Source organism: Heyndrickxia sp. FSL W8-0423 (genome assembly GCF_038009395.1).
GTDB classification, from domain to species: Bacteria; Bacillota; Bacilli; order Bacillales; family Bacillaceae_C; genus Heyndrickxia; species Heyndrickxia sporothermodurans.
This window is the reverse complement of the sequence record NZ_JBBPBE010000001.1, coordinates 2,071,848-2,087,690: the sequence shown is the minus strand read 5'-3', so window position 1 is coordinate 2,087,690 and position 15,843 is coordinate 2,071,848. Positions and strand designations below refer to the sequence as shown.

Sequence of the window (15,843 nt, the reverse complement as noted above, 5' to 3'; positions counted from 1 at the left end):
AAGCAAATAGAAGAATTTTTATTTTTTGAACATGTCGATGACTCTAGCGATATTTTCAGAACAATTTTTCAGATATTCATAAGCATTTGTCATGGCATCTTCGAGTGATGTAGCACCTGGGACAATTGAAAATAAGGCGTCGATTCCTTCTTCTCTTACTCTCCCATTTTTGTCTTCAATATATCCCGCGATTCCGATTACTGGAATTCCCTTCTTTTTTGCTAGTTTTGCAACCCCGATTGGTGTCTTGCCAAAGATGGTTTGTCCATCTATTTTCCCTTCGCCAGTAATGACGAGTTCCGCCCCTTCGAGATGGGTTTCTAGTTTCAATGTTTGAGTGATAATATCGATTCCCCGTTTTAATTCGGCATTGAAAAAGGCTAACATGCCAGCTCCCATTCCACCCGCCGCACCTGCACCCGGAACTCTATCAACGTTTTTATGGAGCTCTTTTTTTATGATATTTGCAAAATGCAGTAAGCTTTTGTCTAAACGATTGACCATCTCTTGTGTTGCACCTTTTTGTGGTCCAAAAATAGCAGATGCACCGTTTTCTCCTGTTAACGGGTTATCCACATCACACGCTACAATAAATTGGACATTTGATAATCTTGAATCCACTTGCGAAATATCAATTGTTTTTAAATCTGAGAGGGCGGCGCCGCCAAAGCTAATTTGTTCCTTTTGATTATTGAGAAGTTTTGCTCCAAGTGCTTGAGCCATCCCTGCGCCTCCATCATTTGTTGCACTCCCGCCAAGACCCATGATAATTTCTTTGGCACCGAAATTAAGTGCTTCTACAATAAGTTCACCCGTTCCATAGGTTGTTGTTAGTAGTGGATTGCGTTTGTCTAAAGGAACGTGGTGAATACCTGAAGCTGCTGACATTTCGATTACGGCGGTTTTTCCATTGCCTAGAAGACCGAAAAATCCTTGAACAGGTAACCCAAGCGGACCAGTAACAACCTTCTCTATGATTTTTCCATTTGTCGCATCAACGAGCGATTGAACCGTTCCTTCTCCCCCATCTGCCATTGGAAGTTTAATATATTCAGCATCCGGTATAACAGCAGAAAATCCTTCTTCAATCGCATTTGCCGCTTCTAAAGCGGATAAACTCTCTTTAAATGAATCAGGTGCAATGATAATTTTCAATTTGGTCACTCCGATTTTATTTTTTATTATATTCTTCCCTACAATGATTTGGTGTGAATAAATTTAGTTTACAGCAATTTGAATATAGGGGTGATTTTTTCTATGTAACAACATATAAATGGTTCCTCTTTTATCTATGAGGTACATCATTCCGTTTATTCTGTTAATTATGTTCTTCTTGAATGCTCCTTGAGGCACTTCTTCTTTTAATTTTGTTGATCATGTACCTCATAAATGCTTTATGAAGTACTTCTTCTTTTTATTTTGTTAATCATGTGCCTCATATTCGCTTCATGAGGTACTTCTTCTTTTAACTTTGTTATTCATGTGCCTCATATTCGCTTCATGAGGTACTTCTTCCTTTTATTTTGTTAATCATGTACCTCATATTCGCTTTATGAAGCACTTCTTCCTTTTATTTTGTTAATCATTTACCTTATGAACATTGCATGAGGTACATTTTTCATAAAATATTGTTAATGTTATGATTCCTACAATAAAAATAAGCCCTCTCACTGAGAAGGGCTTTACATTTTTTTAACTAAACACCTTTTCTTCTTCCTGTTTAAAAAAGCTCTTCATCGCATGAAAGACGTCTGCTTTTTGCTTTAAAATAAAATACCTGAATTTTTCGTTTTTGATATTTTTATAAGCAGACATAAGCGTAGAATGGCGATTGTATTGGTTGACTTCCCCGTATCCAAACATATTTGATACTTTCATTAGCTCTTCGACTAGTTTGACACAGCGCGGATTGTCGGAGGTAAGATTATCTCCGTCTGAGAAGTGGAATGGATAAATATTGTAGCGAGATGGTTCGTATTTTTCATCGATTAAACTGATTGCTTTTCGGTAAGCTGAGGAGCAGATCGTTCCACCACTTTCACCTTTGGAAAAGAAGTCTTCTTCTGAAACAACTTTTGCTTCCGTATGGTGGGCGATGAATTCGATATCGACTGTTTCATATTTTGTCCGTAAGAAGCGGGTCATCCAGAAAAAGAAGCTGCGGGTCATATATTTTTCCCAGACGCCCATGGAACCACTCGTGTCCATCATTGCGAGAACGACAGCCTTAGATTCGGGCTTTTGAATTTCATTCCACGTTCTAAATTTTAAATCTTCTTGGACGATTGGATGAAAACTTGGTTTTCCACTGATCGCATTTCGTTTGAATGCTGTCATCATCGTTCTTTTTTTATCAATATTGCCCATTAATCCGGTTTTGCGGATATCATTAAATTCGATATCTTCAACCGTATTTAAATCTTGCTCTTTTCGTTGTAAATTCGGTAATTCTAATTGTTTAAATAATGCCTCTTCAAGCTCCATTAACGATACTTCTGCTTCATAATAATCTTCTCCCGGCTGATCGCCCGCTCCATCACCTTTTCCTGGTCCTTTTTGTGGAGCGCCATCGCGTGCGACAACATCACCCACCTGACTTTCGCCGTCCCCCTGACCGACATGCTTATTCTTATCATAATTATAGCGTATTTTGTATTCATCCAATGATCGAATCGGAATTTTGACCACATCACGGCCATCTGACATGATGATGCTTTCTTCTGTTATAAGGTCAGGCAAATTATTACGAATCGCTTCCTGTACCTTTTCTTGATGTCGTTTTTGATCATCATGTCCTTTACGGTGGAGGGACCAATCTTCACTTGAGATAACAAACTGCTTGTGCTCTGAATCAGTCATAATATTCCCCTCCTACATTTTTTAGAAAACTTTCACCATATTTCCCTTATTTGCATACAATATTTTGGCTGTGTATTTAAGGAATGCATAAAAAAATTATGGATTACTTTATCCTATGCAAAAAGTTAAGATTATTTACAAAAAATTATTATAATAAGGTAATTGTCTATTTAGGTTGGACGAGCTATGATTAATTATTTTTACTAAAAAAAGAAGCTATTGAATCTAGCCCCTCATAAACGATGATTATATTATAGTAACTTTTCAGAAAATCAAATAACTTTCACCAAATTTCATGTTAAAATTATGTTATGTAACTAGCCGGGTGGGAGGTTGCCCTAACCCTTTCTCTTTTATCTTCAAGAGAAGGGAGGTGACCGATATGGATATTCTAATTGCCGTACTAGTGGAAGCAGTTAAGACACTTGTCACTCAGACAATTGTTATAATATTCAGCATAATATCCACTAATGAACGCAAAAAGAAAACCACCCGCACTTCGTCCAAAAGAATCGGGAGGTCTTCTAAAAAGAAATATTAAAATTTAGGAGCAACCGACCACTTTGGATTGGTTACTAGGCGAGATGTTCTCACAGCATCTCGTCTTTATTATATATTCCTCATTATAACATAATTATTCCAAGTTAATAACAACAAAAAATGAATTTGGGGAATTTCCTTTAATATTGCTGACAAAAAAATGAATCTTTATTTCCAAGTTCATTTCATGAGTAAGGAAAGCTTACATTTATTTGTTTATTAACTTATCATATTTTAAAACATTAGTTTTAGGAGGATAAGACTCACGTATATAGTCGTACCATACTTTTACTTTATCTCCTGAATTGATTTCATCCTTATTTATTATATTTAGCTTTATTACGTTTAAATATTCCTCTCTTAGTTGCTTAAGATTAAAACCATCTATGTTAATATTTGATTCCCCTTCAATTAACCATATTCCCTCCTCTCCTTTATAAATAATTCCTTTTAAAGTTCTTTGTTCACTAGGCTTTTGAAACTCTGATAACAATGGTGAGTCATCTACTGAATTTTGATTATCTCATCCAATTAGTGGAAAAATAACTAGTGCGATAATAAGAAAATATTTCAGTTTTTCTCCCCCCTGTTTCTATACATAATGTTTTAGATGGCAAAAAAGCTTATTTTTCTTCCATATAAAAATATTATATATAATAAAATAAGGAGGATTGTAGATATTTGATATATAAAAAAAGAACCAGCCCATAAGCTGATCCCTAATTATCGATTTAACAAGCTTCCTACATATCTTAACAGCTCATTTGCGGAAGTTGAGTTGTAGCCATGCTCATCAATTAAACGCGCGACTACTTCGTTAATCTTTTTCAGTTGCTGTTCATCCGGTGTTTTCGATGAGGTTGTGATTTTTACAACATCTTTTAAATCGGCGAAAAGTTTCTTTTGAATCGCTTCACGGAGGCGATCATGGGAATTATAATCAAATCGTTTTCCTTTTCTTGCATAGGCGGAAATACGGATAAGAATTTCTTCTCTGAATGCTTTTTTGGCATTTTCGGAAATACCTATTTGTTCTTCAATTGATCTCATTAGCTTTTCGTCCGGATTGATTTCTTCTCCGGTTAATGGATCATACAGCTTTGCCTTATTACAATACGCTTCGACATTATCAAGATAGTTATCCATTAATGTTTTTGCAGATTCTTCATAGGAATAGACGAATGCTTTTTGAACTTCTTTTTTGGCAATTTCGTCGTATTCTTTTCGTGCTAAAGAAATAAAGTTTAAATATTTTTCTTTTAATTCGGTCGTGATGGACGGATGCTGATCTAAGCCTTCCTTTAAAGAACGAAGTACATCTAGCGCATTAATTGAAGAAACTTCTTTACGGATAATGGTGGATGAAATTCGGTTAATGACATATCTCGGATCGATTCCACTCATTCCTTCTTCCTGATATTCCTTTTTTAATTCATCGATATCTGCAGAATTAAATCCTTCCACACTTTCACCATCATATAATCGCATTTTTTTAATGAGGTCGATATCTCCGCGCTTTGGTTCCTTTAGTCTTGTCAGAATCGAAAACATCGCCGCAATTTTTAATGTATGCGGGGCAATATGGACATTGGCCACATCACTTTCATTAATCATCTTTTCATAAATCTTTTCTTCTTGTGTAACTTTTAAATTGTATGGAACAGGCATGACGATGATTCGTGAATGAAGGGCTTCATTTTTCTTGTTTGAAATAAATGAACGATATTCCGTTTCATTTGTATGGGCAACAATAAGTTCATCAGCCGAAATTAAGGCAAACCTGCCCGCTTTAAAATTCCCTTCCTGTGTTAATGAAAGTAAATGCCAAAGAAACTTTTCATCACATTTTAGCATCTCTTGGAACTCCATTAACCCACGGTTCGCTTTATTTAATTCCCCATCAAAGCGATAAGCCCTTGGATCGGATTCGGATCCATATTCGGCAATGGTGGAAAAATCAATGCTTCCTGTTAAATCAGCGATGTCTTGGGACTTTGGATCAGATGGGCTAAATGTACCAATACCAACCCTTCGATCTTCAGAAAATAAAATTCGTTGAATCATGACATCTTCGATTCGACCGCCATATTCCTCTTCCAGGCGCAGCATGTTTAATGGCGAAAGATTTCCTTCGATTCGTATTCCATATTCCTCGTAGAATTCTTCCCGTAAATGATTAGGGATGAGGTGGAGAGGATCTTCATGCATTGGACACCCTTTAATTGCGTAAACTGCACCATTCTCTGTTCGTGTATATGCCTCCAGACCCCTTTTTAGCATCGTTACTAATGTGGATTTTCCCCCGCTTACAGGACCCATTAATAATAAAACACGCTTACGGACATCTAAGCGTTTTGCTGAAGGATGGAAATATTCCTCGACTAATTTTTCTAATGCTTCCTCTAAGCCAAATAATTGATTGCTGAAAAATCGATACTTCTTCCTACCATTTTCTTCTTCAACACCAGCATCTTTAATCATATTGTAAACACGAGAATGTGCAGACTGTGCTACCCATGGCTTTTCTTTCAGTAATTCTAAATATTCTCCAAATGTACCTTCCCACTGCAATTTTTCCTCTTCTTCTCGATAATGTTCTAGTCTTTTTAAAATATCCATAAGTACCTCCCCTTGTCACTTGTTGAGAGACGATTAATATACTTTATGCTCGTTATCAAAAGAACATGAGTAGAAAAGACAAGAAGTTAGCACCATATTATGGAATAATTTTTAAGTTATCATCGGATTGTCTAGAAAAACTTAGAGGAATCATTCACTTTATATTTGAAATAGGCTATAATAACAAAAGAATTGTATTAATTTTGAAGGAGGCTTACATAACTATGGGAACATGGGTGATTATAGCTGTTGCTATTGCATTTTTAGCCGCTATCTTTACAGCGGGATATGATGATAAGCCAGGTACAAGCAAATAATAAAAAAATCTTCCACTTGGAAGATTTTTTTATTTGCAAAACTATTTAAGATTCGGAAATCCCTGCTGTCTCAACGCTTCATATACTAAAATAGCTGCTGTATTTGAAAGGTTTAATGATCGCACATTATCATTCATTGGGATTCGTAAGAAGTGATCCTTATTATTAATTAATAAATCTTTCGGCAATCCCGTTGTTTCTTTTCCGAACATAAAGTAATAATCTTTATTTACATCACTATAATCAAACGCAGAATGAGGTTTTTCACCAAATGTTTCAATATAATAAAACTCTCCATTTTCATTTTTTGCAAAAAATTCATCAATGGAATCGTAATAGGTTATATTCACATGATGCCAGTAATCGAGTCCTGCTCTTTTTAACATTTTATCATCTGTAGAAAAACCAAGAGGTTTAATTAAATGTAATTTCGTGTCTGTTGCTGCACATGTTCGTGCAATATTTCCAGTGTTGGCCGGAATTTCTGGTTGATATAAAACAACATGTATTGCCACTTTTGTCACCTCATTATTAAACTTTAGCCTTACCATTATATCATAAGGTGAAAATGATTAAGCATTGTCAATAATCGTAAAAAATTTATATTTAATATTTGGTGTGTATGCAGAGGAATCTTCATACGCCCAATAACGCATCCGACTGTTATACGTATGGGCGTTAACGAGAGGCATTCCATAAGCATCTTTTCCGGTCACAATCGTGTTATGATCAAATCGTCCGTCCCCTTGGAAATCATAACAGATGACATCACCTAATTGTAGTTCATCTGGTGAACTTACTTCACGGGCCTGCAAGCCCGATTTTGATGTAGACAAATATAACCTCAACGAGTTGGCGATACTCCAACTATAGCTCCAGCTATTTCCCCTCATCCACCAGCCCTTACTTTTGTTTGGATAACCACGCATTGGTGCCCCGCCAGTGTGTAAGCATTGAGAAATAAAATTTGTGCAATCGACATCAAATTTTTTATAAGCTGGGTTATAACTATTCCACCAACGTTCCGCATATTGAACGGCCTTTAACCGATCATAGCTGTAGGAAATGCGTACGTCTTCCCGTACAGTTGAAAAATCAGCATCCGTTTTTTCCAGATTTAAAATAATATCCTCATACTCAATTTCTCTTGTATCGTATAGTTTATTTTTATAAAACGATGCAATATGGTGCTCGAGTTGTTCCTCGACATACATTTTTTCTTTTTGCTTAATTAAATATTGCATATGGACGTCATAATTAATATAAGTATGGTTGTCATCTTGCTGTTTATCTGTAATGTTAGTAATCGCCTTCACCTTAACAATTTCAGCATTTCTTTTCGCAGCCGAAGCGATTTTTTTGGTCACTTTTTCATTTCCGCGGACATCGTTCTCCTTTACATATGCTTCTACAAGTGATTCGATATAGGCTTTTATCTGATCTTTCACCGTCATCCCTCCTCGTATTCATACATATGTAGAAAGATATTTTTCAATACAAATCTGAGGGGGATTTTTAAACTACAGGATTGTTTATTCTAACAAAAAAATCATCAGGTTTTTACCATGTAAATAATCAATCAAATTTTTGTTATAATGAAACCAATAAACAATTGGAGGTTTTCATTTTGAATGTAAATATGGAAAAGACAATTGTAAGCTTTTTAAAGGAAAAACTTTCATCCTCTCTCATTTATTTATTTGGATCAACAGTCAAAGGAACAGTTCATAACGGAAGTGACATCGACATAGCCTTTTTAAGTGAAAAAAAATTGGATACATATGATTTGTTTATGATGGCGCAGGAACTAGCTGAAAAATTAGAACGTGAAGTAGATTTAATTGACTTAAGCCAGGCAAGTACCGTATTTCAAGCTCAAATTATTCAAACAGGAAAAGTCATTTATTGTAATAATGAGACTGAAAAAGCTCAATTTGAGATGAAAACGTTAAAAATGTATGCGAAGTTGAATGAAGAGCGTTCAGAAATATTACTTAATATCGAAGGGAGTGGATCCATTTATGAAAAATGATGTGATATTAAATAAAGTAAGTATTATTGAGCGTTGTTTGAAACGAATTCATGAAGAGTATCAAAACAACCCGGAAAATCTAGAGAATTTTACAAAACAAGATTCCATCATTTTAAACCTTCAGAGAGCGTGCGAAGCCAGCATCGATTTAGCCATGCATATCGTAGCCGAGAAAAAGCTTGGATTGCCACAAAACAGTCGAGATGCTTTTACTTTTTTAGAAACTGAAGGTGTCATCCCTTCCTCTTTATCCCAGAAAATGAAGGCAATGATTGGATTTAGAAATATCGCTGTCCATGACTATCAGGAGATCAGTTTAGTGATTCTTCAAAAAATTATAGACAATCACTTAGTTGATTTCATGCAATTCACTAAGACAATTCTTTTATACTAAATTTTAGTTTCAATATCATATACACGCACAAATAATATGCTTTAGTGCATTTTTAAACAATATAAATGACTGCTCCGTGTTTTCAATTTCTGAGAAAAAGGGTATAATGGAGTTGAAAATGTAGAAATTAAAAAGACCAAAGGTGCGCCAACACCTCTGGTCTTAGCAATAGCCCTTCAAGGGCAACTCACACTATTAGGTCAGAAAAAAGTAACCAACCCATGTGCTTGCTAGGCGTTCTATGGGCGGTTACTTTTTTTGTTGTGACAGTATGGCTACAATTAAAGTTGCAAAAGAAACCATCAAGACTAACGTCTCATAAACTGTCATGCTATCACCCCCTTTCAAAGAAGGGAGTGAGTTACCACCCATGAAAGCCCTATTGCTTATTCTATTATAACATTTTTGTGCCTATCATTTTCGAAAATGGGCTAAAAGAAAAGCGGAAGCTCTCTTAGCTGACAAGCAAATGTTTATTAGGAACATTAAACCTAAAAAACTTCTTACTTAAAAAAAATAGACAAAGTGTCTTCACTTTGCCTTCATACTACATAGGGATATTCCCTTTTCTATTTCCTTTAATACTTCTGGATCTCTCTCGGTCTTTTCGGCTTTGTGCAGTGATTCTTTCGCATCTGTTCCGCCAATTTTCCCAAGTGCCCAAGCTGCGGTACCACGTAAAACGGGTCTTGGATCATCTGTCAGCACTTTAATTAAATCCGGAACTGCTGATTCTTCTTTAAAATGTGCTAGAGCAATAATTGCATTTCGTTGAATTGGCTTCTTCCCTCTCCATGATCCTGATACTGGACCAAAATCTTCCTTAAATTCGCGGTTACTAATAGTCAATAATGGAGTGAGTTTCGGCTTTGCAATTTCGGGATTGGGCTCCATTTCCTCATGAAAATGAAAATTCATTCCTTTATTTTTCGGGCAACTTGTTTGGCAAGTATCACAGCCATAAAGACGATTTCCTAATTCCACGCGAAACTCATCTTCTAGGAACCCTTTCGTTTGCGTTAAAAAGGCAATGCAGCGTTGGGCATTTAATTGTCCTCCCTGTACTAAAGCTCCCGTCGGGCATGCATCAAGACATTTAGTACATGAACCACATTGATCCTCAATTGGTTCATCAGGTTCAAACGGAAGATTTGTGATCATTTCTCCTAAATACACATATGATCCGAATTCTGGTGTAATAATAGAACAATTTTTTCCGCTCCACCCAATACCAGCTCGTTCAGCCACAGCCCGATCGACTAATTCGCCTGTATCGACCATTGATTTGAATCTAGCTTCCGGGACTTTTTCTGCAATAAATTGTTCTAGTTGTCTTAATTTATCTCTCAAGATCGTATGATAATCGACACCCCAGGAAGCACGACAAAATATCCCCCGCCGTTCGCCTTTCTTCCCTTTAGGTGCATCGTTCATTCTTGAAGGATAAGCGAGTGCGATCGCAATAATTGATTTTGGTTGTTCGAAAATGAGGGAGGGATCTACACGTTTTTCAATATCTTTTTCCTCAAACCCTGATTGATACCCAAGTTCTTGCTGACGGATTAAGCGATTTTTCATTTCGGTAAATGGATCCGCCGTTGTAAAACCAATTTTGTCTATTCCAATTTCTTTACTGTAAGAAATAATTTCATCTTTTAATTGTTTTACATTCATCTTGATCCCTCCTTTCTTTATATGTACATAAAAAAACGCAATACCCCGTTCTTCATGGAAACGAAACACTGCGTTATTGATAAAGTTATGTATGGAGCGGGTGATGGGAATCGAACCCACGACAACAGCTTGGAAGGCTGTAGTTTTACCACTAAACTACACCCGCATATTTATTATTTCAAAATATCTTTTGTCCTTAACTCGACTTTTTTATTATACAAAGTTCTACAACATTTTGCAAGTATTATTTTTAACTTTTTTGATTGGATATTGGCGAATACCAATATCCAATCTTCTTGTTAGTTGTTTACTGATACAATTGATTCAGCAATATGGCCTGATTTATTCACTTTTGTTTCTAAATAAAATTGATTATAGTCAGATTTTCCTCCCCATAACGGGATATGATGATCCGCTAGTAAGCCCGATTTCTTTAATGCAGCCAGTTTTTTCGGATTGTTTGTAATGAGTGTGACAGGCTTTGAACGTAATGTTTGTAGCACTCGAATGGCTTCTTCATAGGATCGGCTGTCATCACTAAACCCTAGAGCAAGATTGGCTTCGACTGTATCAAATCCTTCTTGCTGTAGAAGATAGGCTAATGATTTTGAAAATAATCCAATTCCTCGTCCTTCATGATTGGCAAGGTAAAAAAGAGCCCCGCTTTTATTTTCAACGATCATTTTCATTGATTGTCTTAATTGATAGCCGCAATCGCAACGCTGACTGCCAAAAATGTCGCCGGTATGGCAAATGCTGTGCATTCTTACGAAAGGATTGTCCGCTTCTTTCATATTTCCATATACAAGTACAGATGATTGCTGTAAGGAAGCAAAATCATATGTTGTTAATGAATCTAGAATTTCTTCTTTCGTCTCATTATTATTCAATGTTATCCATGTATACCAATGAAAGTGAAAAATTTGATCATCTAGTTTCACTGGCAAATTAATAGGGCCTACTAGGCAAATATCTTTTTTGTCTGGTTCTGAGATCATCGTCATTTTATCTATAAGAAGATGCTTTACATCTGTTGAAATCATTGTGTTCTCCTCTTTTACATTAGAATCTTTATAATGTAAAGCAAGTTTATTATAAGATGATGGGCGGGTCAAGGAAAGAAGATTGCCAATGAATGTAGCGGACATCATTTCCACTATTTTGTAAAAATGCGTTAGAAATAAACAAATGGCCGTTCCTTTCCGCTTCAGGCACTTGCTTTCCGCGGGGCTGGCGATGAGCCTCCTCATCGCTCCGCTCTTGCGGGGTCTCATCTGTCCAGCATATCCCGCAGGAGTCAAGTGCCTTCCGCTCCAATCCACTCTGTGCGTCTAATAATTCTAATAGAAATGACATTTTAAAAAACAGACCTATTATAAATAAGGATCCACTGTCTACTTAACATTTTTTTATAAAAACAACTTTCAAATAATTCCCCTCTGGAAATTCTTTAATCGTGCGAAAATCGTCTGGTAGTGAGAATTCTTCTAAAATTTTATAGTTTTCTCCTGTTTCCTTAAAGGCGGATTCAATAAAGCCTTTGAATTTTCCCATTCCGAAGGAGCTGGAGTTCGTTGAAGCGACGATTACGCCATCGTCTTCGGTTATTGCGATTGCTTCTTTTAATAGATTTTTGTAATCTTTTTCCGCACTGAATACATATTTTTTCGAACGTGCAAAGCTTGGTGGGTCAAGGATGACCATGTCGAACTTCAGCTGTTTCCTCACGGCATATTTAAAGTAATTGAAAACATCCTCCACAATAATTTGTTGGGCTTCATCATCAATTTTATTAATACGAAATTGTTCAATTGTCTTACTCTTGCTACGATTTGCTAAGTCCACACTAGTCGTTTTGGTTGCTCCCCCAAGTGCGGCAGCTACGGAAAAGGCGCCCGTATAGGAGAATGTGTTTAATACGGTTTTACCTTTTGCATATTTATCTCTGATTGTTCTTCTTACGTCCCGTTGATCTAAAAAGACGCCTACCATCGCACTTTCATTTAAGTAAACGGCGAAGTTCATTCCATTTTCTTTGACGATGATCGGAAATTGTCCCCTTTCCCCTGAAACAAAATCATCTTCTTCAATATACATTCCTTTTGTATCAAATCGCTTTTTTTGATAAATCGCTTTAAACTTTGTGATATTTTTTAATGAGGAAATGATTTGTTCACGAAAATGGTAAATCCCTTTACTATACCAGTGTATTAAATAATAACCATCAAAATATTCAATCGTTATCCCGCCAATTCCATCCCCTTCGCCATTAAACACGCGAAAGGCTGTTGTTTCGGGATTATTATAGTAATGCTCTCTTTTAGCGAAGGCTTTTTTTAGTTTGTTTTCGAAAAAGAGCTGATTTATTTGCTCGTTTTCTTTTTGACTAAGGACCCAGCCTAGCCCTTTATTTTGCTTGCCATAATAGCCTTTAGCGATAAATCGGTTCTGTTCATCGACAAGGCGAATGAACATCCCTTCATCAGTTAGAACATTCGGATTCACAATCGTATCTTTAGATATAAGTGGATAGCCACTTTTGAATTTATTTACAAATTTTGCTTTTACTTTTACATGTACTTCGTTTTTCATTTTTTCATCCAATCTATTTTTAGACTTCTATCTATTAATATACATCCCTTTTTGTAAAAACAACAAATGAGATTACTAAAGAAACGAGTAACCATACGAATAAAACGAGTAAGGAAAAGGTTAGTGTCATTCCTTCAATTGGAGGACTTGATCCATTAATATAATTTGTCAGTTGTAAATTCACCATAAACAAGTATTTCGCGCTTTCCCATGAAGACACCATATTTACTAAAATCGCACCTGCAATCAATGCTGAAAGCATAATTCCCATCACGGCGGCCGTACTTCGTAACAGCACCGAAAGCATGAACGTCAAGCTGCCGACAACGACACACACAAACCAGGCAAGTCCAAATTCCATTAATATGTAAGTCCATTGAGGGATAAGGTGGACATTGGCAGTCAACAATTCCTCATTATTCGTTTGAAACCCCGTTAACATCGGCATATTCCAACCACTATAACCGAATACAACACCTGATATGAGATAAGCAAGAATTGCTACGCACAAAACAATAAAAGAAATTGAGTACAACAAAGCGATATATTTGCTTAATAAAATTTTCCACCTTTTCACAGGTCTTGTTAATAATAACTTAATCGTTCCGCCGCTTGCCTCAGAAGAAACGAGGTCGGCTGCGATAACCATCACTAACAGTGGCATGAGAAGGCCGATGGCATTTTCAATAAATACACGCATGAATGTCGGTGCCCCGGGTGCATTCGGATTTATATTGTGATCAAGATAGTATTGTTGTTGTCCTAATCTAATTTTAAAATATTTTTCATAATCCTCAGGAAGCCGACTTGATGATAACCGATTTTGAATATCAACAATCTCTTGTTGAAGCTGAATACGCCAATCCTTTGTTCCCATCTTTTCCTGGGTATTTTTCACTTCCTTGTATTGGGCATATGTAAAAATAGGGACGAGAAAAGCAACGATTAAAATAATGACAAAAAGGCGTTTCTTCCGAAAAAGTTTTAGTTGCTCATTATAAATTAAATTAATCAATGGCTTTTCCTCCCGTTATTTCTAAAAATAACTCTTCGAGCGTCGGGAAAACGGTTTTCATTTCCTTTACTTCTATATCCGCTTCAACTAATCTTTTATTCCAACCGGCAATTTTATCTGATAAGAAAGGAGTGATTAAGCTTGCATCTTCCCCTTCTTTAACAGTCGTTACTTCTTCCAAAAGTTGTTTTGCCTTTTTGACAGGAGTTACCTTCCAAATTACTCGTTCCTTGTCAGTAAATAGAGCGGAAACCGTATCTGTTCGGATTATTTCACCATTTGTAATGATGGCCACCCGGTCACATAATAATTGTATTTCACTAAGTAAATGGGAGGAAACGAGAACGCTTAATCCTTCTTCAGTTGCTAAGTATCGGATAAATTCCCTCATTTCCCTGATACCTGCTGGGTCAAGACCGTTTGTCGGTTCGTCTAGAATGAGGAGATGGGGATTACCGAGCAAAGCTTGGGCAATTCCAAGACGCTGCCGCATTCCGAGTGAATACGTTTTGACACGGTCATGGATCCGATTTGTTAATCCGACTAATTCAGTTACATGATACAGACGTTCATTCGAGATTGATGGATCCATTCTAGCAAAATACTCTAGGTTTTCCCACCCTGATAAATAGGGATACAACTCGGGATTCTCAACGATACAACCGAGATTTTTCATCGCTTCCTTAAACTCTGTTTCAACGTTTTTTCCGGCAATGTAGATTGCACCAGAGGTTGGTTTTATTAAGCCGACCAACATTCTGATCGTTGTTGTTTTCCCCGCGCCATTTGGACCAAGAAAACCGAATACTTCCCCCTGGAATACGTCAAAATTCAAGCCTTTTATAATCTCTTTCTTTCCAATTGTTTTTCTTAAATCTTTTACTTGTAAAGCAGGAACATGACTCATTTTGATTTCTCCTCGCTAAACGTAATCAGGGACGCAACCCTTTCGGCTATTAACTGATACCCGGCTGCATTTGGATGAAATTTGTCGTTAAATAAATAATCATTTGTATTTAGTTCAAACAGATCGAATGTTGGTACATAGACAATTTCTTTGTAATCGGCTGCAAGTTCTGCTGAATCGTAATTCCATTGTCTTACAATCTCTGAGGTGAGCTTGGATTGTTCCATTTTCATAAATGGATTATATAAACCAATATGGAAGATTGTTGCTTTTTTATTGATTGAGCGTAAAGTTGAGTAAATGTTTTTTAAGTTTTTTAAATATGATTGTTCCGCCCTTTTCTCCTTTTTCAAGTCAAGGTTCATTAATGCCTCCCCGCCTTGGAAAAGGTCGTTTCCGCCAATCGTCAAAAGGATAAAATCAGCCTGTTTAATTTGACGCTGGATTTCTGTTTGTTTTATTTGTGAAAGGAGCTGTTTGGATGTTTGTCCTTTTATTGCGCTATTGGTGAGCAGAAATTTCTTGTTTGCCTTCTTTTCCAGTCCGTCGATTAAATAACCTACATAGCCTTTTCCTTCTGGATCACCTGTTCCGCGCGTAAGTGAATCTCCTAGTGCTGCGATTTGTAATTGATGATTCGTTGTCATTTCGGGAGCTTCTGTAGCCTGTTTTGGTGGGCTGATTGTTTTTGCTTCTGTCCATTGATCCTTAAGTACCCACCCAAGACCAACAAGACACATAAGAGCCGAAATAACTGAAAAAAATGAAATGATCTTAATGAATGCTTTATTCATTTGAACAATCCTTTCTATATAAAATTTCCGATTTGTTGCTAGTAATTACAGAATAGCAAATGATGGGATTTATTCATAATCATTCATTTTACTTAATCTT

15 protein-coding genes and 1 tRNA gene are annotated in these 15,843 nt (G+C 36.4%); 2 read left to right on the top strand and 14 right to left on the bottom strand.

The genetic code is table 11. The features are described from left to right. Nucleotides 1-18: 18 nt before the first annotated feature. The 6 genes from MKY81_RS10565 to MKY81_RS10540 form a co-directional block, all read right to left on the bottom strand. Nucleotides 19-1,155, bottom strand: coding sequence for a glycerate kinase (locus MKY81_RS10565; protein WP_341117732.1), 1,137 nt, complete (start codon nt 1,153-1,155; stop codon nt 19-21). Between the two features lie 537 nt (nt 1,156-1,692). Continuing rightward, nucleotides 1,693-2,859 carry a sporulation protein YhbH gene (gene yhbH, locus MKY81_RS10560; protein ID WP_341117731.1) on the bottom strand — a complete coding sequence of 389 codons (1,167 nt, stop codon included), beginning with the start codon at nt 2,857-2,859 and terminating at the stop codon, nt 1,693-1,695. Nucleotides 2,860-3,607: 748 nt separating this feature from the next. Then, nucleotides 3,608-3,892 (bottom strand): DUF3221 domain-containing protein, encoded by a 285-nt coding sequence (locus tag MKY81_RS10555; protein ID WP_181294664.1) that lies wholly within the window; start codon nt 3,890-3,892, stop codon nt 3,608-3,610. 230 nt (nt 3,893-4,122) lie between these two features. Then, nucleotides 4,123-6,018: a PrkA family serine protein kinase gene (locus tag MKY81_RS10550; protein WP_108072251.1), complete on the bottom strand. Its 1,896-nt coding sequence runs from the start codon at nt 6,016-6,018 to the stop codon at nt 4,123-4,125. A 358-nt stretch (nt 6,019-6,376) separates the two neighbouring features. Continuing rightward, nucleotides 6,377-6,850, bottom strand: a complete 474-nt coding sequence (trmL, locus tag MKY81_RS10545; protein ID WP_108072250.1) for a tRNA (uridine(34)/cytosine(34)/5-carboxymethylaminomethyluridine(34)-2'-O)-methyltransferase TrmL — start codon at nt 6,848-6,850, stop codon at nt 6,377-6,379. Between the two features lie 57 nt (nt 6,851-6,907). Then, nucleotides 6,908-7,783 (bottom strand): amidase domain-containing protein, encoded by an 876-nt coding sequence (locus MKY81_RS10540; RefSeq protein ID WP_181294662.1) that lies wholly within the window; start codon nt 7,781-7,783, stop codon nt 6,908-6,910. A gap of 80 nt (nt 7,784-7,863) precedes the next feature. Between MKY81_RS10540 and mntA the strand changes: the two genes are divergently transcribed. Then, nucleotides 7,864-8,367 (top strand): type VII toxin-antitoxin system MntA family adenylyltransferase antitoxin, encoded by a 504-nt coding sequence (gene mntA / locus MKY81_RS10535; protein WP_376065604.1) that lies wholly within the window; start codon nt 7,864-7,866, stop codon nt 8,365-8,367. Then, nucleotides 8,357-8,761 (top strand): type VII toxin-antitoxin system HepT family RNase toxin, encoded by a 405-nt coding sequence (gene hepT, locus MKY81_RS10530; protein ID WP_066232696.1) that lies wholly within the window; start codon nt 8,357-8,359, stop codon nt 8,759-8,761. The genes mntA and hepT overlap by 11 nt, the downstream gene beginning before the upstream one ends. 249 nt (nt 8,762-9,010) lie before the next feature. Here hepT and MKY81_RS21120 read toward each other — a convergent pair whose 3' ends face one another. The 8 genes from MKY81_RS21120 to MKY81_RS10495 all read right to left on the bottom strand — a co-directional run bounded on the left by MKY81_RS21120 (nt 9,011) and on the right by MKY81_RS10495 (nt 15,743). Then, on the bottom strand, nt 9,011-9,091 hold the full coding sequence (locus MKY81_RS21120; RefSeq protein WP_376065625.1) for a putative holin-like toxin: 81 nt from the start codon (nt 9,089-9,091) through the stop codon (nt 9,011-9,013). Between the two features lie 201 nt (nt 9,092-9,292). Then, on the bottom strand, nt 9,293-10,435 hold the full coding sequence (queG, locus tag MKY81_RS10525; protein ID WP_108072246.1) for a tRNA epoxyqueuosine(34) reductase QueG: 1,143 nt from the start codon (nt 10,433-10,435) through the stop codon (nt 9,293-9,295). Nucleotides 10,436-10,527: 92 nt separating this feature from the next. After that, nucleotides 10,528-10,601 (bottom strand) — tRNA-Gly (locus MKY81_RS10520). A 133-nt stretch (nt 10,602-10,734) separates the two neighbouring features. Next, nucleotides 10,735-11,478, bottom strand: a complete 744-nt coding sequence (locus MKY81_RS10515) for a GTP cyclohydrolase II (protein WP_108072244.1) — start codon at nt 11,476-11,478, stop codon at nt 10,735-10,737. A 355-nt stretch (nt 11,479-11,833) separates the two neighbouring features. After that, on the bottom strand, nt 11,834-13,027 hold the full coding sequence (locus MKY81_RS10510; protein WP_341117727.1) for a class I SAM-dependent rRNA methyltransferase: 1,194 nt from the start codon (nt 13,025-13,027) through the stop codon (nt 11,834-11,836). A gap of 34 nt (nt 13,028-13,061) precedes the next feature. Continuing rightward, nucleotides 13,062-14,042 (bottom strand): ABC transporter permease subunit, encoded by a 981-nt coding sequence (locus MKY81_RS10505; RefSeq protein WP_066232700.1) that lies wholly within the window; start codon nt 14,040-14,042, stop codon nt 13,062-13,064. Next, entirely contained in the window at nt 14,035-14,949 is a 915-nt protein-coding gene (locus MKY81_RS10500) for an ABC transporter ATP-binding protein (RefSeq protein WP_341117726.1), read from the bottom strand. Before MKY81_RS10500 ends, MKY81_RS10505 begins: the two co-directional genes overlap by 8 nt. Then, complete coding sequence (locus tag MKY81_RS10495) at nt 14,946-15,743, bottom strand: SGNH/GDSL hydrolase family protein (RefSeq protein ID WP_341117725.1); 798 nt, start codon at nt 15,741-15,743, stop codon at nt 14,946-14,948. Before MKY81_RS10495 ends, MKY81_RS10500 begins: the two co-directional genes overlap by 4 nt. Between the last annotated feature and the right edge of the window lie 100 nt (nt 15,744-15,843).